20 protein-coding genes and 1 other RNA gene are annotated in these 22,867 nt (G+C 33.4%); 9 read left to right on the plus strand and 12 right to left on the minus strand.

Annotated features, from left to right (window positions below; translation table 11 throughout):
* Nucleotides 1–156: 156 nt before the first annotated feature.
* The 4 genes from J8M14_RS18055 (at nt 157) to J8M14_RS18070 (ending at nt 3,338) form a co-directional block, all read left to right on the plus strand.
* Nucleotides 157–2,016, plus strand: a complete 1,860-nt coding sequence (locus J8M14_RS18055; RefSeq protein ID WP_211076224.1) for a PQQ-binding-like beta-propeller repeat protein — start codon at nt 157–159, stop codon at nt 2,014–2,016.
* Between the two features lie 154 nt (nt 2,017–2,170).
* Nucleotides 2,171–2,890 carry a hypothetical protein gene (locus tag J8M14_RS18060; RefSeq protein WP_211076225.1) on the plus strand — a complete coding sequence of 240 codons (720 nt, stop codon included), beginning with the start codon at nt 2,171–2,173 and terminating at the stop codon, nt 2,888–2,890.
* A 14-nt stretch (nt 2,891–2,904) separates the two neighbouring features.
* The gene (locus J8M14_RS18065; protein ID WP_211076226.1) at nt 2,905–3,132 is read left to right on the plus strand and encodes a DUF2007 domain-containing protein; all 228 of its coding nucleotides are present in this window, start codon (nt 2,905–2,907) and stop codon (nt 3,130–3,132) included.
* Between the two features lie 2 nt (nt 3,133–3,134).
* Nucleotides 3,135–3,338, plus strand: coding sequence for a hypothetical protein (locus tag J8M14_RS18070; protein WP_211076227.1), 204 nt, complete (start codon nt 3,135–3,137; stop codon nt 3,336–3,338).
* Here J8M14_RS18070 and J8M14_RS18075 read toward each other — a convergent pair.
* Together J8M14_RS18075 and J8M14_RS18080 are read right to left on the minus strand one after the other, a co-directional pair.
* On the minus strand, nt 3,335–4,897 hold the full coding sequence (locus J8M14_RS18075) for a GMC oxidoreductase (protein WP_211076228.1): 1,563 nt from the start codon (nt 4,895–4,897) through the stop codon (nt 3,335–3,337). The genes J8M14_RS18070 and J8M14_RS18075 overlap by 4 nt on opposite strands.
* Nucleotides 4,894–6,747, minus strand: a complete 1,854-nt coding sequence (locus tag J8M14_RS18080; RefSeq protein WP_211076229.1) for a fatty acid desaturase — start codon at nt 6,745–6,747, stop codon at nt 4,894–4,896. Before J8M14_RS18080 ends, J8M14_RS18075 begins: the two co-directional genes overlap by 4 nt.
* A gap of 90 nt (nt 6,748–6,837) precedes the next feature.
* Between J8M14_RS18080 and J8M14_RS18085 the strand changes: the two genes are divergently transcribed.
* Nucleotides 6,838–7,437, plus strand: a complete 600-nt coding sequence (locus J8M14_RS18085) for a TetR/AcrR family transcriptional regulator (protein WP_211076230.1) — start codon at nt 6,838–6,840, stop codon at nt 7,435–7,437.
* 57 nt (nt 7,438–7,494) lie between these two features.
* On the opposite strand, the gene J8M14_RS18090 is transcribed toward J8M14_RS18085, so the two are convergent.
* Nucleotides 7,495–9,120, minus strand: a complete 1,626-nt coding sequence (locus J8M14_RS18090) for an ATP-binding cassette domain-containing protein (protein ID WP_211076231.1) — start codon at nt 9,118–9,120, stop codon at nt 7,495–7,497.
* 251 nt (nt 9,121–9,371) lie between these two features.
* On the opposite strand from J8M14_RS18090, the gene J8M14_RS18095 reads away from it, so the two are divergent.
* Nucleotides 9,372–10,817, plus strand: a complete 1,446-nt coding sequence (locus J8M14_RS18095) for a hypothetical protein (protein WP_211076232.1) — start codon at nt 9,372–9,374, stop codon at nt 10,815–10,817.
* Between the two features lie 57 nt (nt 10,818–10,874).
* On the opposite strand, the gene fsa is transcribed toward J8M14_RS18095, so the two are convergent.
* The 4 genes from fsa to ffs all read right to left on the minus strand — a co-directional run bounded on the left by fsa (nt 10,875) and on the right by ffs (nt 13,510).
* Nucleotides 10,875–11,528 carry a fructose-6-phosphate aldolase gene (fsa, locus tag J8M14_RS18100; RefSeq protein WP_211076233.1) on the minus strand — a complete coding sequence of 218 codons (654 nt, stop codon included), beginning with the start codon at nt 11,526–11,528 and terminating at the stop codon, nt 10,875–10,877.
* A 58-nt stretch (nt 11,529–11,586) separates the two neighbouring features.
* Nucleotides 11,587–12,408 (minus strand): SDR family oxidoreductase, encoded by an 822-nt coding sequence (locus J8M14_RS18105; RefSeq protein WP_211076234.1) that lies wholly within the window; start codon nt 12,406–12,408, stop codon nt 11,587–11,589.
* Between the two features lie 67 nt (nt 12,409–12,475).
* Entirely contained in the window at nt 12,476–13,354 is an 879-nt protein-coding gene (locus J8M14_RS18110) for an MBL fold metallo-hydrolase (RefSeq protein ID WP_211076235.1), read from the minus strand.
* Between the two features lie 57 nt (nt 13,355–13,411).
* Nucleotides 13,412–13,510, minus strand: an RNA gene (gene ffs / locus J8M14_RS18115) — signal recognition particle sRNA small type.
* A gap of 95 nt (nt 13,511–13,605) precedes the next feature.
* Here ffs and J8M14_RS18120 point away from each other — a divergent pair.
* The 3 genes from J8M14_RS18120 (at nt 13,606) to J8M14_RS18130 (ending at nt 17,422) form a co-directional block, all read left to right on the plus strand.
* Nucleotides 13,606–14,664 (plus strand): glutaminyl-peptide cyclotransferase, encoded by a 1,059-nt coding sequence (locus J8M14_RS18120; protein WP_211076236.1) that lies wholly within the window; start codon nt 13,606–13,608, stop codon nt 14,662–14,664.
* A gap of 139 nt (nt 14,665–14,803) precedes the next feature.
* Complete coding sequence (locus J8M14_RS18125; RefSeq protein WP_211076237.1) at nt 14,804–16,579, plus strand: DEAD/DEAH box helicase; 1,776 nt, start codon at nt 14,804–14,806, stop codon at nt 16,577–16,579.
* Between the two features lie 81 nt (nt 16,580–16,660).
* A complete protein-coding gene (locus tag J8M14_RS18130) occupies nt 16,661–17,422 on the plus strand; it encodes a carboxypeptidase-like regulatory domain-containing protein (RefSeq protein WP_211076238.1) in 762 nt (253 codons plus the stop codon).
* Nucleotides 17,423–17,842: 420 nt separating this feature from the next.
* On the opposite strand, the gene J8M14_RS18135 is transcribed toward J8M14_RS18130, so the two are convergent.
* From J8M14_RS18135 to J8M14_RS18155, 5 genes are all read right to left on the minus strand, one after another.
* Nucleotides 17,843–18,208, minus strand: coding sequence for a VOC family protein (locus J8M14_RS18135; protein ID WP_211076239.1), 366 nt, complete (start codon nt 18,206–18,208; stop codon nt 17,843–17,845).
* Nucleotides 18,209–18,325: 117 nt separating this feature from the next.
* Entirely contained in the window at nt 18,326–18,469 is a 144-nt protein-coding gene (locus J8M14_RS18140) for a hypothetical protein (protein ID WP_211076240.1), read from the minus strand.
* Between the two features lie 216 nt (nt 18,470–18,685).
* Nucleotides 18,686–19,342 (minus strand): RNA methyltransferase, encoded by a 657-nt coding sequence (locus tag J8M14_RS18145; protein WP_211076245.1) that lies wholly within the window; start codon nt 19,340–19,342, stop codon nt 18,686–18,688.
* Nucleotides 19,343–20,473: 1,131 nt separating this feature from the next.
* A complete protein-coding gene (locus J8M14_RS18150; RefSeq protein ID WP_211076241.1) occupies nt 20,474–21,385 on the minus strand; it encodes a type IX secretion system membrane protein PorP/SprF in 912 nt (303 codons plus the stop codon).
* Nucleotides 21,386–21,452: 67 nt separating this feature from the next.
* On the minus strand, nt 21,453–22,867 hold a 1,415-nt coding region (locus J8M14_RS18155; protein ID WP_211076242.1), incomplete at its 5' end, for a gliding motility-associated C-terminal domain-containing protein.

A 22,867-nucleotide genomic window follows, 5' to 3' on the forward strand; every position in this document is an offset into this window, starting at 1 on the left:
AATGCCTTTGATAATTTCAAAGGCATTTTTTATTCTAATTCCTTAATTATCTGCATTAAACAATTCTTAAATTAAATAGACTCATTTGTTTTGCATTTAATTTTATTGCACATTTGCAAAAGTTAAAAAAATCTTAACAAAACCCTAAATCGAACTATGAAAAAAATCTACCTAATAGTCATATTATGCATGGCTTCAATTCTATCTGTTGTTTCTCAGCAAAAATTATGGGAAGTTGATTTAAAAGAAACTTTGTATGAAGTTGGATGGATCAAACAAGCAAATGATGGAACCATAATTGCTTCCGGAGCTAAAGGACTTGTAGGTCTAAATAATATTACTGGAGAAACCATCTGGCACAATAAGGAACTAAAAGCGATAGATAAGAATACTTTTTTAAATATTGATGGTTTGCCTCTTTTCTACATAGAATATGTATCCATAGGAGGAAAAACTCGTGGATTGATTCTTAATTCCAGTAATGGAAATATTGTATTTGATACCAAAGACGATGGTTACAAAATCAGAAATTTTTCATTAATGCCTGATAAAGGAATGATCCTATTCGAATTGGTAAAAGGTAAAGAAAGAAATCTAATGTCATTCAGTCTCAAAACCTGGCAAAAAAACTGGATCACTCCACTTGGAGAAACTAAAGGTTTACTGGAAAAGTTCGGACAATCATCTTTTATACATCACGGCCCATATTTTAATAAGGAAAATAATATTATAGTAGGCCTTAAAGAAGATATTTATGCTTTAAATATCAATTCTGGAGAAGTAGTATGGCATCATAAGGCAGATAAAAAAATCAAAGCTTTGGTATATTCTGATATCAATAACAGTTTATACCTAGGTATTAGAAAATCTAAAGTGTTAACTGTTCTTAATCCGTCTAATGGAGAAGACATTACTCCAGGAAAGCTAAAACTAAGAGGCACACTAATTGATGTTAGACCAGATGACAAAAACAATTTAATTTTGGTTGAAACTGAAGGTTTTAACATCATTGATCCACAAACCAACGAATTTAAATGGAAAAAAAGTTTTAAAATTGAGTTCTTGGATGAAGTTATTCCTCATGAAAAAGGAATGATCGCCATTGGTAAAGATGAAAAAGATGGAACTATTGCTCTAGTAAATGATGCAGGTGAAAAAGTATGGAGAAGTAAAGTAAAAGGATATTCTTATTATGTAACACCTACAAACAAAGGAGTTATGTATGTGTCCACAGAGAGATCAAACATCTTAGATTTTGAAAAAGGAAAAGATGTTTGGGATAAAGATGTGAAATTCAAATCTATTCCTGCAGTTACCTATGACGAAAAAGAAGATAAGGTTGTATTATTCGAAAATGAAAAAGGATATAAATTTGACCTTAACACTGGAAATATAGAATTATTTGCGGAGGATGTTGAGTTAAAAGAAGTAAAGAAAAAAACACCTTTAGTAGCAGAATATATTGATGGTACAGGATATCTGTTACATGCAGATCAACACATATCCTTATTATCGCCTACAGGGGAACTAAAATACACTAATTACTATCGCCCTGCTGCTTCTGTAGATGGCTTCTTGAAAATGGCACAAACAGGATTAAATATAGTAGGTGTTGATTTGGACATACAAGGTTCTCTAGACAATATTAATACTTTAACTGCTTTATCTAATGGTGTATATATGAGGTCAGAAGACCAAACTGACGGAAAAAGCAATTCTACAGTAGTAGCAGGAATGTATACTGGCTCAGAACAAGGTAACATGTCAACTGTTTTTGAGGTAACATTAACAAGGTTCTCTAACTCTAAAGAGAATCGTAGTCATAAATTTGTAGTGAGCAAGGTAAAAAATGATGCAGGTACTAAGCATTTCATATATATGGTTAATAAAAAAACCGGTACTAATGACACACAAATAGAGTTATTAGATAAAACCCCTAATTATCTTATTGATGAGATAGATAACGTAGTATTTATCAATGAAAAAAATCATTTGATTTCATCTCATAAGTTCTAAAAAAAACTTAATCTTTTAAATATTAAAGAGGTTGCCTATTCAGACAACCTCTTTTTTAATTCAATTTTTAATCATTCTAATTAAACCTAACTTTATTTCTTTCTTGTAATCCTAAACGTAAATCCCTAATTTAGTGGAGCTAAAGAAAAGAAAAATGATACTTCCCAGAACAAATATCCAAAATCAACTGAATAAGCTTAGAGCTAAAAATTTTGATGAATCTACTTGGGCTGCACAAGTAGCTAATGTTTTAAAAAAAGATGCTCTACACAAAGAAAGAATTCTAAAAAATCTAGAAGATAACACTGTAGTTTCTGCTAATGATTTTGTTTTTGATCTTCTTGAGACCAAAAATATATACCACATTGACCAAATCAAAAAGATCTGTATTGATTACAGGCTTCGTTTTTTGAATTCAAAATATTTTAAAGGTAAACTACCAAAAGAAGCTCTTTTCGAAATTAAATCATTAGAAAAAAGACATGGTACAGAACTTAAAGGTTTTAAGATTATTGCTCCTTCTAAGTTATTTAAACTAGAAAATGCCGATGATCCTCTCCTTTTTGCTCCTTTAGGAAACGATTATTTTTATTTAATACATAAATGGGGTAATGATTTGCATCCACTACGCAAACGCATAATGTGGTTTTTTAAAAGTTTTGAAAATTTACTTATTCTTACTTTTATTGTCAGTCTTTTACTTACTTTTATGATTCCGGATGGTTTATTTACCAAACAGAATTCTACTTCTATATTTATTATGGAATTTTTATTTATGTTCAAATCGGTTGCAGCCGTGGTGTTATTTTATGGATTTGCATTGGGCAAAAACTTTAATACTGCTATCTGGAATAGTAAATATTTTAATGCATAAACAACATAAACATTATGTTTCCCGAAAGCGAATATGAACGAGTATATACAGGCAGTTTAATAAACGTCCAGTTTTTACAAACATTACTTCAGGATAGAGGTATTAATTCTATTACCCGAGATGATATGAAATCTGGCATGCTAGCTGGTTTTGGGGGTGGAATTCCTGATCACATTCAATTATTTGTAAAAAAAACTGATGTTGAAGACGCGATTCCTATTATCGAAAAAAGTTTATCTTAATAATGGAAGAAGAAAATAAGGCTCCTCGCAAAACCTGGGATTTAATGATAGGGATTACTTTAGTTTTGCTTGGTAGTTTTAGATTATATAATCGGTTCCAGGCTGAATCTGAATGGACGTTCAGATCTTTATTTACGATAGTGTTTATTATTTTTGGAGGGTATCTTATCTTTAGATATCTCCAAAATCCTGATAAAAAAGATTAATTTTCTTTTCTATCAGGTATCCTACTCATTGCTCGTTCCGTAATTGCTGTAATTGAAAGTGATGGATTCACACCAGGGTTAGCAGATATCATTGATCCATCACAGATATACATATTGTCGTAACCAAAAACTTTATTGTTCTGATCAATAACACCTTCTGAAGCGTCAGTTCCCATAACTGCTCCTCCTAAAATATGTGCTGTAGATGGAATTCCTGCCAAAGGCTCTAACCCAAAAACAGTTTCTTTACCTTTTACCAGCTTAGCATATTGTTTAGCTAAACCTAAAGATTCCGGAATAAAAGCAGATGGTTTTTTACCCTCCGAAAGACGAGTACTCAACACACCAAATAAATTTCTTTTAAATTTTAAAGTACTGTCCAATGTCTGCATAAAAAGTAAAACAGTAGTGCTTTTCCCCCAGTCTTTTGTAGTATACAATTTAATATATGCAATTGGATGTTTTATAAAACTTGTAACCATTTTAGCAACTCTAACTACAGTATTTTTACCGTGTGTAAGCGGAAGATGTGACAATCTCCAAAAACCTGAACCTTTAGCATATCTAACGATTTCTAAATGACTATTTTTATCTGTATTGAGTATAGATCCGATAGCTACACCTTTAGACATATCTTTTTTACCATTAAGATTAGTAACACTGATAAGGCTTTCATTATTAGTTCTTATGCCATATCCTAGCTTATCAGATAAATTAGGAAGTGATTTTTGTTTTAGCTTTAGTAGTAATTTTACAGTTCCTAAAACCCCTCCCGAGAAAATAACACCTTTAGCTCTAATAGATTTTTTAGACTTAAAAAAATTAGTCGAAGATTTATATTTCACTTCATAACCATCATTTGAAGCAGTTACATCAAAAACTTCATGTTCTGCAAGAATATCTGCTCCTAATTGCTGCGCTAGGTATAAATAATTTTTATCCAAGGTGTTTTTGGCTCCAAACCTACATCCGGTCATACAACCACCACAATAATTACAACCGGTCCGATCAGGGCCTTTTCCATCAAAATAAGGGTCAGAAACTGTTTTATTAGGTATCCCAAAGAATACTGCTACATCTGTAGCACTAAAATCATTTTCGATATTCATCTTGGAAGCTAGCTCTTTTAATGCTTTATCTCCATCAAAAAGTTGTGGATTCTTTTGTGCTCCCAACATTTTTAAAGCCATCTCATAATGAGGTTTCAACTCAGTCTGCCAATCAGTTAAATTCGCCCAACTACCAGAGGTAAAGAATTCCTTTTTAGGAACGGGCAATGTATTCGCATAAACCAATGAACCTCCTCCCACTCCTGTTCCTGAAATGACAACTACGTGTCTGAAAAATGACATTTTCATAATCCCAAACCATCTAAAAAAGGGCATCCATAACCATTTTTTCAGGTTCCAATTAGACTTAGGAAAATCTTCAGGTTTGTACCACTTTCCTTTTTCGATAACCAAAACCTTGTACCCCTTTTCCGAAAGTCTTAGCGCACTCACTGATCCTCCAAAACCACTTCCTATAATGACGTAATCATATGCTGTCTCTAAATTCATATTTTAAGGCTTATGTTCGTTTTGGGTTTACATACACAAGGTAAAATAAATCCTTGTTCCAATTCATTCTCTAGCAAAGCTATATTTTCTGTTTTACTCCAAATAACTTCTCCCTCTACAAGAGTAGCTTTACAAGTGCCGCATTGCCCCATATTACAAGCATACGGTAATTCTTTTTTATTTCGTAAAGAAGCTTCCAGAATGGTTTCTGAAGTATCCACTGGAAAAGATAACATTTGTTTATTTACGTTAACAGCAACACTATATTCTTCTCCCGAAAGTTTTTCAGTAGTATATGTGAACTCCTCTACTTTAATATTTTCTTCAATAACACCGATGTTCCTAAGTACCACTTTAGAGGCTTCCATCATAGGTTTTGGTCCACAGATATAGCATAATGAGTTTTTAGCTATATCGCTTAAATAATGATGTTGTATACTTGTATTTAAAATTTCGTGACTTAATAAATAAGTTAACCTATCAGGATATGTTTTAGATAATTCCTCTATTTCATCCGAAAAGATGATATCGTCTTTACTTTTGCAGCCATATAACAAGGTTACTTCTTGAGCTGAAGTTCTCAACGCCGTTTTCAGCATCGAAAGTATAGGTGTAATACCACTCCCTCCTGCAATTAAAACTAATGGAGCCAGAAGATTGTCTGGAAGAAGGAAGTTCCCAAAAACACCAGAAATCTTTAGTTTAGACCCTTTTTTTGTATGATTCACTAAATGATTTGAAAGCCTCCCTCCGGGGACTCTCTTTACTCCAACACCCAACTTACCTGTTAAAGGATCTTCGCAAATTGAATAACACCTACTCACTAATTTACCGCCAACATAATCCGAAATTACTATATACTGCCCAGATTTATAGCTAAAACCTGTTATATCCAGATTCTTGAAAACAATTCTAATTGTGTCATGTGTTTCCTGAATTATATTTTCTACTTCTAGAATATAGTTCCAGGTTTCTCCAGCTTTGATATCACTATAAGTATTCTCCTTTTTCATTATTGACATATCCTGAGCTCTAAAACCTTCTACAGGCGAACGCTTTTTTTGAAGTACTTCTTCATAATCCTGAAAACAACTCTTATACTTATAAAAAGGTACTCTAGGATATAAATGATGCATTAAATGATAACTCTGGTATAATGAAACAAACTCCAATCCAGGGATAGTTATAACTCTAGTATTATGATACTTATCCAAGTTATGATGTGGATAGTGAGGTATCCAATCAAATGAAAATGCCAATATCGGTGCTGCGATTAAAGCCGAAAGAATAAAAACATAGAATAATCCCAATCCATTACCAGAAACTATTAAAGCGATCAAAACTGCACTCAAGAATATCAAAAACATTAAAGAATGCCTTCTTACAACATTCATAGCAGGGTCTTTTTTACTGTTTTTACCAAAAGACAATCCAAAATAGTGACCAATTAGTGTAATACATCTAAATAATACTGAAAGTGCATTTTTACCATTAACATAGTTATCAGGATCTTTTACAGGATCATTGGTATGCGCATGATGACGTAAATGAATAACGACAAATGCAGAATAAGGAAATAATAAAAACAGTGAAGACAACCATCCTAGAGCCAGCTCGAATTTTTGATAGGATTTCACTCCACCAGCGATATTACCATGGCTAGCTTCATGACTAATCGTAAACATTCCGTAAGCTAATACAGCTCCGATTAAAGATGTCCAGATTCCTTTAAGTCCATTTTGATAAGCATACCATAATAAAATGTAACCTATAAATAGGCTTGTAAACAAAATAATGGTTGGCCAGGCTACTTTTCCAGTATATTTTTGCCAAATTGCTTGATCAGACATGAATTAAATGATTAAGTTTGAAAATAAAAAAATTGTTATTTTTTCGAACTATTAAAACAAATATAGTTCGATTTTTGTAATTTATCAAATATGGGTAGGAAATCTCTTGTAAAGGACAGAAAGGAAAAGAACAAGAAAGTAGAAAAATGGACTCAAGCAATACTCCCTAAATTAAAACAGGTAGACTTAGGAGAATTGACCATAGATGATCTTGCGCTACTGATGAATAAAAGTAAGTCTACTATCTATCAGTATTTTGTAACCAAGGAAGAAATCTTTGAATACATCACTCAAGTAAGGATTGATCGGCTAAACACATATAAAGACGAAATCACTGGAGAAATTCTAAAAATAGATTATCATTATGATACTTTAGCCAAGATCTTGACGGAAGGTGCTAAGGATATTTCTGCCTTTTATCTCAAACAATTACAATTGCATTTTCCTACCGCCTGGAAAATTATAGAGGATTTTTTACAAGGATTACTTGCTGACCTTAAGCAGTTCTATCTATTTGGTATAGAAAACAAAATGTTTAAATCAGTTTCTGTAGATCTTTTAGCCAAGCTCGATGAATATTTTATTATGCAATTAATCACTGATGATATGTTCTTTAACGCGTCCAAAGAAACTCTGGAATCCACAATTAAAGATTATATGTTTTTAAAATTTGAAGGGTTGTTGAAATAAAACAAAAAAACCTGCAAAATGCAGGATTTTTATGACCTATTCATTTTCTATTATATTCTAGACATTCACAGCATACATCTTTTCTCTCAATTCTTTGATCTTAGGATCACTCATATACTCATCAAATGTAGCATACCTATCAATTACTCCATTAGGTGTTAGCTCAATCACCCGATTACCAACAGTTTGCGCAAACTCATGATCATGAGTTGTAAACAGGACAGTACCTTTAAAATTCTTTAGAGAATTATTAAATGCAGTAATGGATTCCAGATCAAGGTGATTTGTTGGTTCATCTAACATTAACACATTTGCCCTGGTCATCATCATCTTGGATAACATACAACGTACTTTTTCACCTCCTGATAATACATTTGATTTTTTAAGCGCTTCTTCTCCACTAAAAATCATTTTACCCAGAAAACCTCTGATAAATACTTCCTCACGCTCCTCTTCGGTAGTTGCCCATTGACGTAACCAGTCTACTAGTGAAAGGTCATTCTGAAAATACTCACTATTATCTGCCGGTAAATACGATTGTGTAGTAGTGATTCCCCAAGCAAATTTACCTGCATCAGCCTTTTGTTTATCGTTCAGAATTTGATAAAATGCCGAAGTAGCCCGAGAATCTTTGGAAAAGATGACAACTTTATCTCCTTTAGCAAGATTTACATCTATGTTTTTAAATAAAGTATCTCCCTCCAGACTTGCTGCTAAGCCTTCTACATTTAATATTTGGTCTCCCGCTTCTCTATCTCTTTCAAATATAATTGCAGGGTATCGTCTGCTTGACGGTTTGATATCTTCGATATTAAGCTTCTCTATCATTTTCTTACGAGAAGTAGCTTGCTTAGATTTTGCAACATTAGCACTAAATCGTGCAATGAATTCTTGTAATTCTTTTTTCTTTTCTTCAGCCTTCTTATTCTGTTGTGCTCGCTGTCTAGCTGCTAATTGAGAAGATTCATACCAGAAAGTATAATTACCACTATAATGATTAATCTTACTAAAATCAATATCAGAAATATGAGTACATACGGAGTCTAAAAAGTGACGGTCGTGAGATACAACAATTACCGTATTATCATAATTGGCCAGAAATGTTTCTAACCAAGAAATTGTTTCATAATCCAAGTCGTTTGTCGGCTCATCCATAATCAACACATCAGGATTACCAAATAAACACTGAGCAAGCAATACACGTACTCTTTGTTTAGTATCCAAGTCAGACATCATAGTATAATGAAGATCTTCTTTGATTCCAAGATTAGAAAGCATTGCTGCAGCATCACTATCGGCATTCCATCCATTCATTTCCTCGAACTGCACCTGTAATTCTCCTATTTTTTCTGCATTCTCATCAGTATAATCAGCATATAAGGCATCAATCTCGGTCTTGATTTTAAACAAAGGCTTGTTACCCATAATAACTGTTTCCAACACATTGTGCTCGTCATAAGCATAATGATTTTGCTCTAAAACAGACATACGTTTTCCCGGCTCTAAATGCACGTTTCCTGAAGTAGGCTCCATCGCTCCGGAAAGTATTTTAAGAAATGTTGATTTCCCTGCTCCATTGGCTCCAATAATACCATAGCAATTACCTTGTGTAAATGCAGTATTTACCTCATCAAAAAGCACTCGCTTACCAAATTGAACTGAAAGATTAGAAACTGATAACATGATTAAAAAATTGTAAAATTAAATTCGGCGCAAAAGTAGAAAAATCAATGCAGAACCTGAAACATTCTACTATTATTTTAAATCTATCAACAATGGCACTTTAATATGTCATTGTACATATAGAAATATCTCACAAAAAAGCTACAAATTCTAAATGATTCTCTACAAATTCTACAATTAACGTAGAATTAACAAGCGTAAAAGCCGTTTCGCTTTATTTTTGAACAAAAAGTATATAAATAGTTCCCTAAATGCAACGCTATACTATAAGGTTTTTAACCTTTATATCTGTTTTATCTTTTTCCTTTTTTAGTTGTAAATCTACAAATAAGGACATTGGAGAACACACTTATTTTGGAGGAGAAATTGTAAACCCAAATACCAATTATATTGTTCTCTCTAAAGATAATGCGCATCACGATACTATCTATTTAGACAAAAATAATAGGTTTTTTCATAAAGTTGAAAACCTAAAAGAAGGAATCTACTCTTTTAAGCATAATCCTGAAAATCAAATTTTAATTTTAGAAAAAGGCGATAGTATATTGATTCGCTTAAACACTTTAGAGTTTGATGAGTCCTTAGTTTTTACAGGAAGAGGAGCCGTAAAAAACAACTTCTTGATAGACATGTTTCTTCAAAATGAAACAGAAAGAAAAAGGGTTGAAAATACAGATTTTAAACAAACTCCGATAGCGTTTAAGAAAAATCAGGATTCTTTATTAAGATTAAGATTAAAAGCGTTCGATCGACTTACTAGCAAGCACAACTTAAGTAATCTTGCACAAAAATTAGCGGAATCTAGTTTTATGTACGATTTCTATTCCAGGTATGAAATGTATTTCTACAGACACTTTGGTATGACTAGTTTGGATCCGTTTAAGGATTTGCCTAAATCGTTCTTCGTATATAGAAAGGATGTGGATTATAACGATGATGATCTAAAGAGATTATATTCTTACCATCAATTTCTTAATAACCACATTATCAATTCGTCTTATTGTAATTATATCAAGACCAAAACATACCCTAAGAATCAGGCAGAAATTACCGTTAACGAGCTTAGTATTATAGACAGTATAATTACGCATCCGTATATTAAAAATAATTTATTAAGAGGTTTTACTGCAAAATTCCTATTAGAAAGCGAAGATCATCATTCTTCTAATGAAGTATTAAAACATTATTTAGCTAAAAGTACAAATAAGAAATTCCAAAAGGAATTAAAAAAACTATCTAGGTCTACCTCCAGATTAAAGCCAAATAATATTATTCCTGATCAAGATTTGATAAAATCAGATGGTGAAACCATAAGACTATCATCTCTTTTTGTAAAACCTGTCACTGCTCTATATTTTTGGTCTATAGAAAGTAAAAATCACTATGTAAGAGCTCATAAAAAAGCTTCATACCTAAGTACAATCTATCCCGAAATTGATTTTATCGCTATAAACACCGATGCAGAACAAACTAAAAATTGGTTGAAGACTATAAAAAGACATCATTATAACCTTGGATATGAATACGAGTTTAAATATCCCAAGTGTTCTTCTGAAGAATTGGTAATTCATTATAGAAATAAGGTCATTTTAGTAGATCTCGAAGGTAGAATTATAAATGCTAATGCAGATCTTTTCTCTACTACTTTTGAGGACAAACTCATGAGATATACTAGTTTTGCAAGCTTGCAAAAATAAAAGCCGCTCACCTTAGCGAACAGCTTTTAATATCATTAGAATCTCTTCTGTATCAATTTAGTTTCCTTTCTTATAATCCGCAAGAAATTTAGCTAAACCTATATCCGTTAATGGGTGTTTTAATAATCCTTCAATAGATGAAAGTGGTCCTGTCATTACATCTGCACCTATTTTAGCACAATCGATTACGTGCATAGTATGTCTAACAGAAGCAGCTAAAATTTGAGTATCAAAACCATAGTTATCATACACCATTCTGATTTCTGCGATAAGATTTAACCCATCTGTAGAGATATCATCTAATCTACCAATAAATGGAGAAACATAAGTTGCTCCAGCTTTTGCCGCTAATAAGGCTTGTCCAACAGAAAAAACAAGTGTGCAATTAGTTTTGATTCCGTGATCACTGAAATATTTAATTGCCTTTACTCCTTCTTTAATCATAGGCACTTTTACAATAATCTGATCGTGTAATTTGGCCAGCTCTTCTCCTTCCTTAATTATTCCATCATAATCCGTAGAAATCACCTCTGCACTAACATCTCCTGTTACAATCTCGCAGATCTTCTTATAATGATTAATAATATTTTCTTTCCCTGTGATACCTTCTTTAGCCATCAAAGACGGATTAGTAGTCACTCCATCCAATACTCCAAGATCCTGTGCTTCTTTAATCTGATCTAAATTAGCAGTATCAATAAAAAATTTCATGTGATTGTTGTGTTTTTTGGTTTATATTCCTTTATAGATCGCGAAGATAAAAATAACCCTATAATTTATAATGATTCATTAGTATTTTCTCGTATACTTTTCCTGGTAAGAATCGTTTTAGTACTACAGAAAACTTCTGCATAAACGCTCCTACTCTATAATGTACTTTAGGATTAGGAGTTTGAATAACATTATGAATCTTTTTCGCTAAATCTAATGGATCTTTACCTGAATCTACATCTTCATTAATTGATTCTAGGGTCATTCCATATTTTTCTTCATAAGGAGAGCCCTCTATGACAGGTGCATGAAAACGTCCTGCTGCAATATTAGTAGCAAAAGCTCCCGGAGCTACACTGGTCATTTTAATATTAAAATCTTTTAACTCCATTCGCCAAGCTTCAGTAGTAGATTCTAAAGCAGCTTTTGATGCACTATATATTCCTCTAAAAGGTAACCCCATATATCCAGCAATAGAGGTTACATTAATAACCAATCCAGAGTTTTGCTCACGCATTCCTGGCAATACTGCTTTTGTTACCTGAATGGCACCAAAATAATTCGTTGTGAAGTTTTTTATAATTTCTTCTTCAGGGATTTCTTCAATAGGACCTGTTATTCCGGCTCCGGCATTATTAATCAATACATCCAATCGGCCATGTTTATTATGAATAGTTTCTACAGCAGATTGAATACTCTGTTTATCAGCAACATCTAATTGCAAAAGCTCAAATGGTTTAAATTCTTTAAATTTTGATGGGTTTCGACTAGTACCATAAACGATATAGTCTTTTTCAGTAAGATAAGTTCCAATAGATTTCCCTAATCCCGAAGAACCTCCGGTTATTAAAACTACTTTAGAATTTTGATCTGTGTTCATAGGGCAAATATACAATTACCAATTACGATTTATGAATTTAGAATTACGAATTTTGACCAAGAAAACATTATTTATTAATTGATACTCCATTTAGAATATCTCTTTTTATCTCGCCCGGTAATAATCTATATACCGGAATATTGATTGCATATTTATCGCACAACTTTCTAATATGAGTATCAATTTGTTCGGCAGAATAACGAGAAGAAAAATGACCAAGAATTAGCTTTTGAATATTAATTTCAGAAACCATTCTAATCACTTCCTCCAAGGTACTATGTTTATTACCACGAGAGTTAACCTCTCTTTGATTATTTTCATCCAAAAAAGTTGCTTCATGGATTAGTATATCAGTATTATCCCATCGATAATAATCTTCCACAGGAGTATCTCCTGAGTATCCCAACACATTCGTTCTAATCTCTTTTGTGACCTTTTCGTTTCCTTTTTCTTCAATAAGCTTTTTGATTTCTCTTCCGGGTAGGTTCTTATACTCTTCTTTTAATTTTCTTTTTGTTTTCACCACTTTATAACTAAGGCTTTTTGCCATATTATCAGGGGCTTCAATATGGTTATTTCTTATAGATTCTATTAGAATATCATTTTTTATCTTTATAACCGAAGTCTCAGTAATGGGTTTCCATAATGTACCTTTTACATGGGTATCAAACTTTTTAGAGAATTTTTCTAAAGCTGGAAATGAACCACAGTCTTCAGGATAATACACTACCGGAAATCCCTCTCTAGCGTTAAGTTGATTTAATTGCAACAATCCAGTCAAATGATCTCTATCAGCGTGAGAAATAAGAATATGTTTTATTTTTCTGCTCTTTTGAAGCAGTCCGGAGGTCACACCTTCGCCGGCATCAAATAATATGCCTAGTTCTTCAATAAAATACCAGGTAGAAAAAAGTGCAGTAGAATAGCCTGTAATATTAAAACCCATAATTACTATAATAGAATGATAAAAGTAAAGAAAAAGAAGGTAACAATAAGGTACAAAAAAAGGCAAGCTACCTACATCACACCGCTACGACCGTCTACCCTTGCTGTGTTCCCACCCTGGGGGATTCAACAGGAGCTGGTTGTGTAGGACTTGCCGGGTGCAAAGATACAACCTTTAGTTAATATTACAATCATTTTTTAAACCCAATTAAAATAAATATCTTGCTCCTTAATCTATCAAATCTCGATACCATGCGTAACCTATTCGCCTTCATTATATTAAACTCTACTTTAATTTGCTGCGGAAGCAATGCAGATAAAAAAACAAAGTACTTTTCGCTTTCTATAGCTAACCAAAAAGGGGCAGTTTACATAGGAGAAACCTTAAAAACAACATTAGTAAACAAAAAAAACATTGCTATTGACTCTGTTGTATATAAAATTGATAATACAAAAATCAAAACATTATCAGATTCTGAACCTTTTACAGAAAAAATAGATAATGAAAAACTAGGGCGTCATAAAATTATAGCAGTAGTATACTTTGATGGTAAAATAGAAGAAGTTATTAAAAAAGTAACTTTCTTCAATAATCAAGCTCCTAAAATATATGGATACAAGATTATTAACTCCTACCCTCATGACAACAAGGCCTACACACAAGGGTTAGAATTTGTAGGAGATACATTATATGAGAACACAGGAAAGAATGGAAATTCATCTTTGCGTAAAATAGATTATAAAACCGGTGAAGTCTTAAAAAAAGTAGATCTGGATAAAGCATATTTTGGTGAAGGTATTACGATCCTTAATAATAAGATATATCAGCTCACCTGGCAGTCCAAGACAGGGTTCATCTATGACCTGAATACTATGAAAAAAACAGGAAGTTTTACATATAATAATAGTAAAGAAGGTTGGGGATTATGTAATAATGGAGAGCATGTTTATAAAAGTGATGGTACTGAAAAAATTTGGATCCTTGACTCTAAGACCTTAGCAGAACAAGAGTACATCCAGGTAACTACTAATAAAAGTGTAAAATCTAAATTCAATGAGTTAGAATGGGTAGAAGGAAAAATCTATGCAAACACTTACCAAAAAGATGGTATTGCGATCATCAATCCTGATAATGGAGCTCTGGAAGGGGTGATAAACTTAAAAGGACTTAGATCAAAAGCGACTCCGATTGGTAAAGAAAAGGATTCAGATTATGTGCTTAACGGAATTGCATATAAAGCTGATACCAAGCAATTATTTGTTACCGGAAAATACTGGGATCAAGTATTTGAAATTGAAGTTATTAAGTAACTTCAATTTTTACAACTTATGATTCAAAATTTTTAAACCATTATTTTATCTATACCGCTAATTTGTAACATTATAATATACTCTTCGTTATTGTAATAGACCAATAATAAACCGTACCTTTGCGGCTTATTTAATTTATATGAACAAATTTGAAGCATTGGGCCTTGGTGAAGCCATCGTAAAGGCAGTGAATGAAATGGGGTTTGAGACCCCTAGTGAAGTACAAGAAAAGGCCATCCCCATTCTTCTGAACGAAGAAACAGATATTGTTGCTTTAGCACAAACCGGAACCGGAAAAACAGCTGCTTTTGGTTTTCCTCTGATAGAAAAAGTTGATAGTAACAGTAGAATTACACAAGGGTTAATCTTATCTCCTACCCGTGAGCTTTGTCTTCAAATTACTAATGAACTAAAAAACTATTCAAAGTTTATTCCGGGATTACATACTGTAGCGATTTATGGCGGTGCCAGTATTACTGATCAGGCTAAGCAAATCAAACGTGGCGCACAGATTATAGTGGCTACTCCTGGACGTATGCAAGATATGATCAACCGAAAAATGGTTGACATTACCAATATCGGGTATTGTGTATTAGACGAAGCAGACGAAATGCTGAATATGGGATTCTATGAGGATATCAAAGCTATCCTTTCTAATACTCCAGACGACAAAAATACCTGGTTATTCTCGGCTACTATGCCAAAAGAGGTATCAACCATCGCCAAACGTTTTATGAGTTCTCCTGTGGAAATCACCGTTGGTCATAAAAACATTGGATCTAAAAATGTATCTCATGAATACTATATGGTAAATTCCAGAGATCGATATGCAGCTTTAAAAAGACTTGCAGATGCTAATCCAGATATTTTTTCTGTAATATTTTGCCGTACTAAAAGAGATACCCAAAAAGTAGCAGAAAATCTTATTGAAGATGGATATAATGCTGCTGCTCTACATGGGGATTTGAGTCAAAACCAAAGAGATTTGGTAATGAAAAGCTTCAGAAACCGTCAAATACAAATGTTAGTAGCTACTGATGTTGCTGCTCGTGGAATTGATGTAGACGATGTAACCCACGTAATCAACTATCAATTGCCGGATGAAATTGAAACCTATACACACCGAAGTGGACGTACAGGGCGTGCAGGAAAAAGCGGTGTTTCTATGGTGATCGTTTCTAAGAGTGAGGTTAGAAAGATTAAGGCTGTAGAGCGTATTATAAAAAAGAACTTTGAGAAAAAAGAAATCCCCAGCGGAGAAGAAATTTGTCAGGTTCAATTGTTTCACTTGGCAAATGATATTGCTAAATCAGAAATCAATCATGAGATTGATAGTTATCTACCTTCTATTAATGAAGTATTAGAAGATTTTACTAAAGAAGAATTAATCAAAAAATTCTTCTCTGTAGAATTTTCTCGCTTTCATAATTATTATAAAAACGCCAGAGATCTTAATACTGCAGGAGATGGCGGAAGAGACTCAGGGAGCAGTGATGGTAGTACTCGTTACTTTATTAATGTTGGAGAAAAAGACGGATTCGACTGGATGACACTTAAAGACTTTCTTAAAGGAGTATTAGAACTCGGAAGAGACGCTTTAACCCGAGTAGATGTCAAAGAAAGCTTCTCCTTCTTTAATACTGCATCAGAACATCAGGAAAAAGTACTTGCTGTTTTTGAAGATTTCAGAATGGAAGGCAGAAAAGTAAATGTTGAAATTTCTAAAGATTCTGGCAGAAACAGAGGGCGAGGAAGAGGAAGAGGACGACGTGACGGTAATGATGGAGGTTATAAAGGAAAACGTAGAAGTGAAGGATTTACGCCCAAAGGAAAAAAGCGCTCTAATAGAGAAGATCGTGGAGGGCAATCGGGCAACGGAAGAAGAGACAGAAGAAAGCGTAGTGATCGTAGATAAAATTATATATTAACATAGTAATATGATTTTTGGCGCGATTTTTATGTTATCTTATTTAAAATTGGATACCATATAGAATACATGAAAAGAATTTTATTATACATATTACTTATAATCGGTGTAACAAGTTATGCACAGGATAGTTCAGATACAGTATCAGGACAAGTTCTTAATGCCTCTACAGATAAAGAACTAGAAAGTGTACATATAGTAAACTTAAGCCAAGTCATAGGTACAATTACTGATGAAAAGGGAGAATTCACTATTCCTGCTAAAGTTAATGACACTTTATATTTTTCATATATCGGTTATAAACCACTAAAAGTAAGGGTGACTAATGACTGGACTAAGTTTGGTGATGTAAAAATTAAAATGACAGAGTTAGGTATAGCACTGGAAGAGGTTGTTATTGAAGATGTACAACTCACTGGTTATCTGGAAATTGATGCCAAACGAATTCCTGTCTATAACAACTATAGATATAGTATTTCTGGTTTAAATTCCGGGTATGAAGGCGGTAGCAGACAACCAGGAGCAGTAAATAAAGTATTAGGAGCTATATTTAACCCTGCAGACTTCTTATATAACATCTTTGGAAAACGGTCTAAAGAGTTACGTAAGCTACGTAAAATGAAAAAAGATGATGAAATCCGTAATCTTTTGGAAAACAAATTTGATAGAGAAACCCTGATGGCGTTATTGCAGGTAGAACGATTAGATATCGATGAAATTCTACGAAATTGTAATTACTCTGCTGATTTTATAAAATTTGCTAATGATCTACAAATATTAGACGCCATTAGCGAATGTTACGAAGAATATAAAGTATTAGATAGAAAATAAGTTTTTCTTCAGCTATACACGACTATACTAATCCTGGCTCTGCCGGGATTTTTTTATTTATCCATATTTCAACTTGTTAAAAACTTAAGGTATTGGACAGGTTTAGGGTACCTTAAGCACTACCCATCCCACCTTAAGAGATCGGTATATGGAAGTTCAAAGCTCCGATGGCGATGGTTTAGGCTCGGTGTCACCGAGGTTTGGACTAGGGTCATTGATGGTTTTAAGTACCCCTGTCGATGGTTTGATGGTCCCCTATCGATGATTTACTCTCAGACGCATGATGTTCTGAACTTCGGAGTACCGAGGTTTTGACTATCCTCATGGTAAGTTTAGGCTCCACACCCCATCCTAAAGGGTAGGTTTTGATAATTTTGATATATTTTTTAATAGTTTTTGTTAAAAATCTATTATTAAGAATTATTGTGATGAATGTAATGCAATTCTATTCCCTTCTGAGTCGATGAAATAAGCCATATATCCATGTTCTTCTGAGATCATCTTTTTATCGGAAACAACTTTACCTCCCGCCTCCTCTACTCTTCCTATTTCATTAGCGACATCCTTACAGGAGAAATAAACTAAGACACCATCAGGACTCGGCTTATAATGTTCATCTGAAAGAATCAAGGTTCCTGTAGCTATTCCGGTTTGATTGGTGTTAGGAAACCATCCCATTTGTACTCCATCCATTTCCACTAAATGAATTTGAATATCAAAAACTTTTTCATAGAACAATTTTGCACGTTCAATATCTGTAACTGGGATTTCGAACCAAGTGATCATAACTATATCTTAAGAGTGAGCTTAAAAATACAACTTGTTCTTAAGATTTGAAAACACAAATCACCTATATACTTTGTTAAGTATACTCTGCATGTAATCGAAAAAAATTAAGAATCTCTATGTAGTAGTGGTCTTCTTCTGAAAGATATCCAACACCTCATTATGATATTGAATATTAGCAGATTTAGCTCCATTGAGCTTACCTTTTACTTGCTTAAACAAAGATATAACCTTGTTGGGAGAGGATGGTTTTTTGTTCATGACGTTGTTGTGTTTAGAGGACTTATGAAACTTTATATATTTAGTTTCTTACTCAAATATAATGAAATAATTTTAAACCTATATAATTTAACAACTTCAAAAAACTACGCTTAAACCATTGTTTATTAAATTCTTAGTAAAAAAAAGCAGGTATATTACACACCAAATTAGATTAAACTAGAGTGACAAAAAAGTACTAAACAAAACATCTCACGTTTACTTTGTGCCATGATATCTCTCTATAATTTGCTTATGGCTTTTGATCGCTTTTTTAGCCCAATCCATTCGTTTTTGTAGTTTTTCTTCCCTAGATAATTGCCAGTGAACATCTGTCTTTTTTAACATTGAAGTTACATGTTGCAGAATAATAGCTGCCGATACCGAAATATTAAGACTTTCAGTAAAACCCACCATAGGAATATGCAGTTTGGTATCTGCCTCTTCTAAAACTATGTCACTTAAGCCTTCTACTTCTTTTCCAAAAAAGAAGGCTGAAGGTTTAGTTACATCAAAATCCATAAGTTCTACAGAATGGTCATGCGGTGTAGTAGCTACAATTTGATATCCCTTGGTTTTTAGGTTGCTAATACATTCTTTTGTGGTGCTATATCTATTAATATCTACCCATTTCTGTGCTCCCATGGCAATTTCCCGATCAATCCGCTTTTGATTTACCTCTTCGATTACATGTATATTTTGCACCCCAAACACATCGCAGCTTCGCATTACTGCGCTGGTATTATGCAACTGATATACATCTTCTACCGCAACAGTAAAATGATTAGTTCGTTCATCTAATACTTTGGTATACAACTCTAAACGCCTAGGAGTGAGAAAAGATTCAAGGTACTCGAGTAATTTAATATCCATCATAAATGCTAAAATAGCAAAATGCATTAACAAAAAAGACTGTCTTATATAAGACAGTCTTTCGGCACATTCATCATTCTTCTTTTTCATATACAATAATGTATAAAAATCAATCGTGCCACAATACAAACCATAGCATTTTTGTATTGTTATTGTAATGCGTTTTTTAGAATAAACCTCCCGTTATTACCCCAATAAATCACGGGAGGTTCTAAGTAAACACATTACTAAAGAAAATTATTGTTTTTTATATGTGTTTTCATAATTTAAATAATGTTTTTATTCAATTTATAATGAATATTCCAGATGGGTTTGAGGTTTAAAAAACTTATGTTCGTATTGTTAAAAAGTTTACCCCTAGAAGTGATATGACTGCGCAATAAAGTAATTATTATTTGCGTTTTAGCATGTAACATGTTACCATAAAAAGTAAATACTTTAAAAGTAAAGAGTTTATTTATAGAGATATACGTTTTTATACTTGTTAAAAAAGTATTAAAAAATTGAGATAAATATCGGAAAGCTGCTAAAGAATTACTATTTTTCATCTCACGGGATATACAGAAGAGAAACACAATTTCTTTCATAGGGAAATATTGCATCCTATGCACATATAAAACAAATAGTTTTAAAAGAATATTAAGACATAAAAGTCTTTTCATAATGATTGATTTTCATTAATTAATCGTTATTCAGACCCTGCTTTTGTTGGCTCGCCAAAGTTTTACAATTGTGGGGTTGTTTTATTTCTTAATAGAATTGAAAATATTACACTTTTTTATTATTCAATACTAAGGTTATTTTACTGCAATTATAATATCGTATTCATTCTCTCTATATCTGCTTTTTTTTTCAGATCATCATTAAGAATATTATTTATCTGAGACTATCATATAAATTTGTGGGGTAAGAAAAAAACAAGTTTGCCTATCTATCAAGTATGCCATTTTAATAGATATAACTTGTATATAAATATAAGTAAAAATTCCCTCTTTACAAATACATGAAATTATATTATGGTAATATTAAAAAACCTTTCGATAATACCCCATAAATATCGAAAGGTTTCACTTAAGCATAGCATCAATCAAATAGGTTAGTAATTCTTACTTATTTTTATGTATCAGCTAATTCTTAAAGTTTTGTTTCTGTAACATATGCTTTCTTTTTATTTCTTAATAACAATTTTAATACCACCTCATGAGTCCCATTACTAAAGGTATTGATGTCCGTTGTTGCACGTTCAAAAGCATATCCTATTCTAAGATGATCTAAGAATTCCATGGTTAGAAAACCTGTATAACTTTCATCTAGTCTATAGTTAATTCCTAATTCCAAACGCTTTTTATACCACATTGAAGCTGTCAAATCAACAGATACTGGTGCACCCGACACAAATTTTGCCATAGCAGATGGTTTTAGCATAAAACTATCACTTAGATTAAAATCATAACCAGCTCCGGTAAAGAAATGAACATTATCATTAGCCGAAACAGGTACTACTCCTTCTTTTTCGAACCTATCATTTTTTAATAGTCCAGGGGCAGAAACAGTAACATAATATTTCGGTGCTTTTAAATAAAATCCTACTCCCACATTAGGATTAAAATTGCTTATGTTTTCTGTAAATAAAGGATCATCTGCTACCAACCCATTGAGATCTACATCAAGAAAAGATCCACCTGCTTTAATCCCAGCAAATAGGTCTACTACATCAGTAATTTTTATTTTATAGGAAAAATCTGCATATATGTGTGTTTCTGAAACTACAAATACCCTATCAGTTACAGCACTTAATCCCAACCCTACATTTCTACCTACAGGAGAATTTACATTAAAGTTGAAGGTCTCAGGAGCATCTTTTATCCCTGTCCATTGGCTTCGAACTCCAAAAAGAGCTTCTAGATTGCCCTCTGTTCCTGCATATGCAGGATTGACAATATTCATATTATATTTATAAAGACTAAAGTGAGGATCTTGCTGTGCTTTGGTTTGTACTACTAATGATAGTGCTAGTACAAAAAATATATAGTTTAAGTTTTTCATCATTTTATATTTTATTGTTTTTAAAGAGAGAGGATAAGGATTTCTTATCCTCTCATCACATATCATTTTAGTAATTAATATATATCCATCCTGTTATGGGTTGCGTCCTATTATCACCTGGGTCGATAATATAATAGTATGCTCCTGCTGGTAATGTTTCACTAGAACCAATTACACGCTTTCCGGTAGAAGCCCCATTCCAGTCATTCTGATAACCTTTGGCATCAAATACTTCGTTCCCCCATCGATTAAATACTTTGACTTCATTATTTGGGAACGCTTCTATTCCTGGAATCACCCATGTATCATTGATGCCATCACCATTTGGTGAGAATCCTGCAGGAATATTGGTAATACCACAAGGATCAGGATCAAGGAAATTTGGTATTCCATCATTATCACAATCATCGTTAATTGGATTACCATCACCATTGGAATCTTCATCAGAAGTTGGTGTACCATCGCCATCATCATCATCGTCCTCAAAGTCAGGAATTCCATCCCCATCAGTATCTCTACAAGTAGGGAAATCTGGGCATTCATCAGCATCAGGAACTCCATCCCCATCATTGTCTTGATTAGGCTCACAGAAAATATCACAATCTCCATCACCATTGGTGTCACAATTCAAGTCACAATCACCATCATCATCAGTATCACAATTCAAATCACAATTACCATCGTCGTCTGTATCGACATTAATATCCGGATCACCATCGCCATCAGTATCACAGTTCAGCTCACAATCGCCATCTCCATCCGTATCACAATTGATATCACAATCGCCATCACCATCGGTATCACAGTTCAGGTCGCAATCGCCATCACCATCGGTATCACAATTAATATCACAATCGCCATCGCCATCGGTATCACAGTTTAGATCACAATCACCATCACCATCGGTATCACAATTAATATCACAATCGCCGTCTCCATCGGTATCACAATTCAGATCACAATCACCATCGCCATCGGTATCACAATTCACATCACAATCTCCGTCACCATCGGTATCACAGTTTAGATCACAATCACCATCACCATCGGTATCACAGTTCAGGTCGCAATCGCCATCACCATCGGTATCACAATTCAAGTCACAAGTACCATCTCCATCGGTATCACAATTGATATCACAATCGCCATCGCCATCAGTATCACAATTCAGATCACAATCCCCGTCACCATCGGTATCACAGTTTAGATCACAATCCCCGTCACCATCGGTATCACAGTTTAGATCACAATCACCATCACCATCGGTATCACAGTTCAGGTCGCAATCGCCATCACCATCGGTATCACAATTGATATCACAATCGCCATCGCCATCAGTATCACAATTCAGATCACAATCCCCGTCACCATCGGTATCACAGTTTAGATCACAGGTACCATCACCATCATTATCACAGTTCAGATCACAGGTACCGTCACCATCATTATCACAGTTCAGATCACAAGTACCATCACCATCGG

The sequence above is a fragment of the Aquimarina sp. MMG016 genome, assembly GCF_018100805.1.
Taxonomy (GTDB): domain Bacteria; phylum Bacteroidota; class Bacteroidia; order Flavobacteriales; family Flavobacteriaceae; genus Aquimarina.

Excerpts from the sequence above, each read along its gene's own strand:
- J8M14_RS18135 (WP_211076239.1), bottom strand. The coding sequence starts at position 18,208 with ATGATCACTTGGTTCGAAATCCCAGTTACAGATATTGAACGTGCAAAA.
- J8M14_RS18130 (WP_211076238.1), top strand. The coding sequence starts at position 16,661 with ATGAAAAGAATTTTATTATACATATTACTTATAATCGGTGTAACAAGT.
- J8M14_RS18140 (WP_211076240.1), bottom strand. The coding sequence starts at position 18,469 with ATGAACAAAAAACCATCCTCTCCCAACAAGGTTATATCTTTGTTTAAG.
- J8M14_RS18085 (WP_211076230.1), top strand. The coding sequence starts at position 6,838 with ATGGGTAGGAAATCTCTTGTAAAGGACAGAAAGGAAAAGAACAAGAAA.
- J8M14_RS18060 (WP_211076225.1), top strand. The coding sequence starts at position 2,171 with ATGATACTTCCCAGAACAAATATCCAAAATCAACTGAATAAGCTTAGA.
- fsa (WP_211076233.1), bottom strand. The coding sequence starts at position 11,528 with ATGAAATTTTTTATTGATACTGCTAATTTAGATCAGATTAAAGAAGCA.
- J8M14_RS18145 (WP_211076245.1), bottom strand. The coding sequence starts at position 19,342 with ATGATGGATATTAAATTACTCGAGTACCTTGAATCTTTTCTCACTCCT.
- J8M14_RS18150 (WP_211076241.1), bottom strand. The coding sequence starts at position 21,385 with ATGAAAAACTTAAACTATATATTTTTTGTACTAGCACTATCATTAGTA.
- J8M14_RS18090 (WP_211076231.1), bottom strand. The coding sequence starts at position 9,120 with ATGTTATCAGTTTCTAATCTTTCAGTTCAATTTGGTAAGCGAGTGCTT.
- J8M14_RS18055 (WP_211076224.1), top strand. The coding sequence starts at position 157 with ATGAAAAAAATCTACCTAATAGTCATATTATGCATGGCTTCAATTCTA.
- J8M14_RS18080 (WP_211076229.1), bottom strand. The coding sequence starts at position 6,747 with ATGTCTGATCAAGCAATTTGGCAAAAATATACTGGAAAAGTAGCCTGG.
- J8M14_RS18065 (WP_211076226.1), top strand. The coding sequence starts at position 2,905 with ATGTTTCCCGAAAGCGAATATGAACGAGTATATACAGGCAGTTTAATA.
- J8M14_RS18125 (WP_211076237.1), top strand. The coding sequence starts at position 14,804 with ATGAACAAATTTGAAGCATTGGGCCTTGGTGAAGCCATCGTAAAGGCA.
- J8M14_RS18095 (WP_211076232.1), top strand. The coding sequence starts at position 9,372 with ATGCAACGCTATACTATAAGGTTTTTAACCTTTATATCTGTTTTATCT.
- J8M14_RS18110 (WP_211076235.1), bottom strand. The coding sequence starts at position 13,354 with ATGGGTTTTAATATTACAGGCTATTCTACTGCACTTTTTTCTACCTGG.
- J8M14_RS18075 (WP_211076228.1), bottom strand. The coding sequence starts at position 4,897 with ATGAATTTAGAGACAGCATATGATTACGTCATTATAGGAAGTGGTTTT.
- J8M14_RS18105 (WP_211076234.1), bottom strand. The coding sequence starts at position 12,408 with ATGAACACAGATCAAAATTCTAAAGTAGTTTTAATAACCGGAGGTTCT.
- J8M14_RS18120 (WP_211076236.1), top strand. The coding sequence starts at position 13,606 with ATGCGTAACCTATTCGCCTTCATTATATTAAACTCTACTTTAATTTGC.
- J8M14_RS18070 (WP_211076227.1), top strand. The coding sequence starts at position 3,135 with ATGGAAGAAGAAAATAAGGCTCCTCGCAAAACCTGGGATTTAATGATA.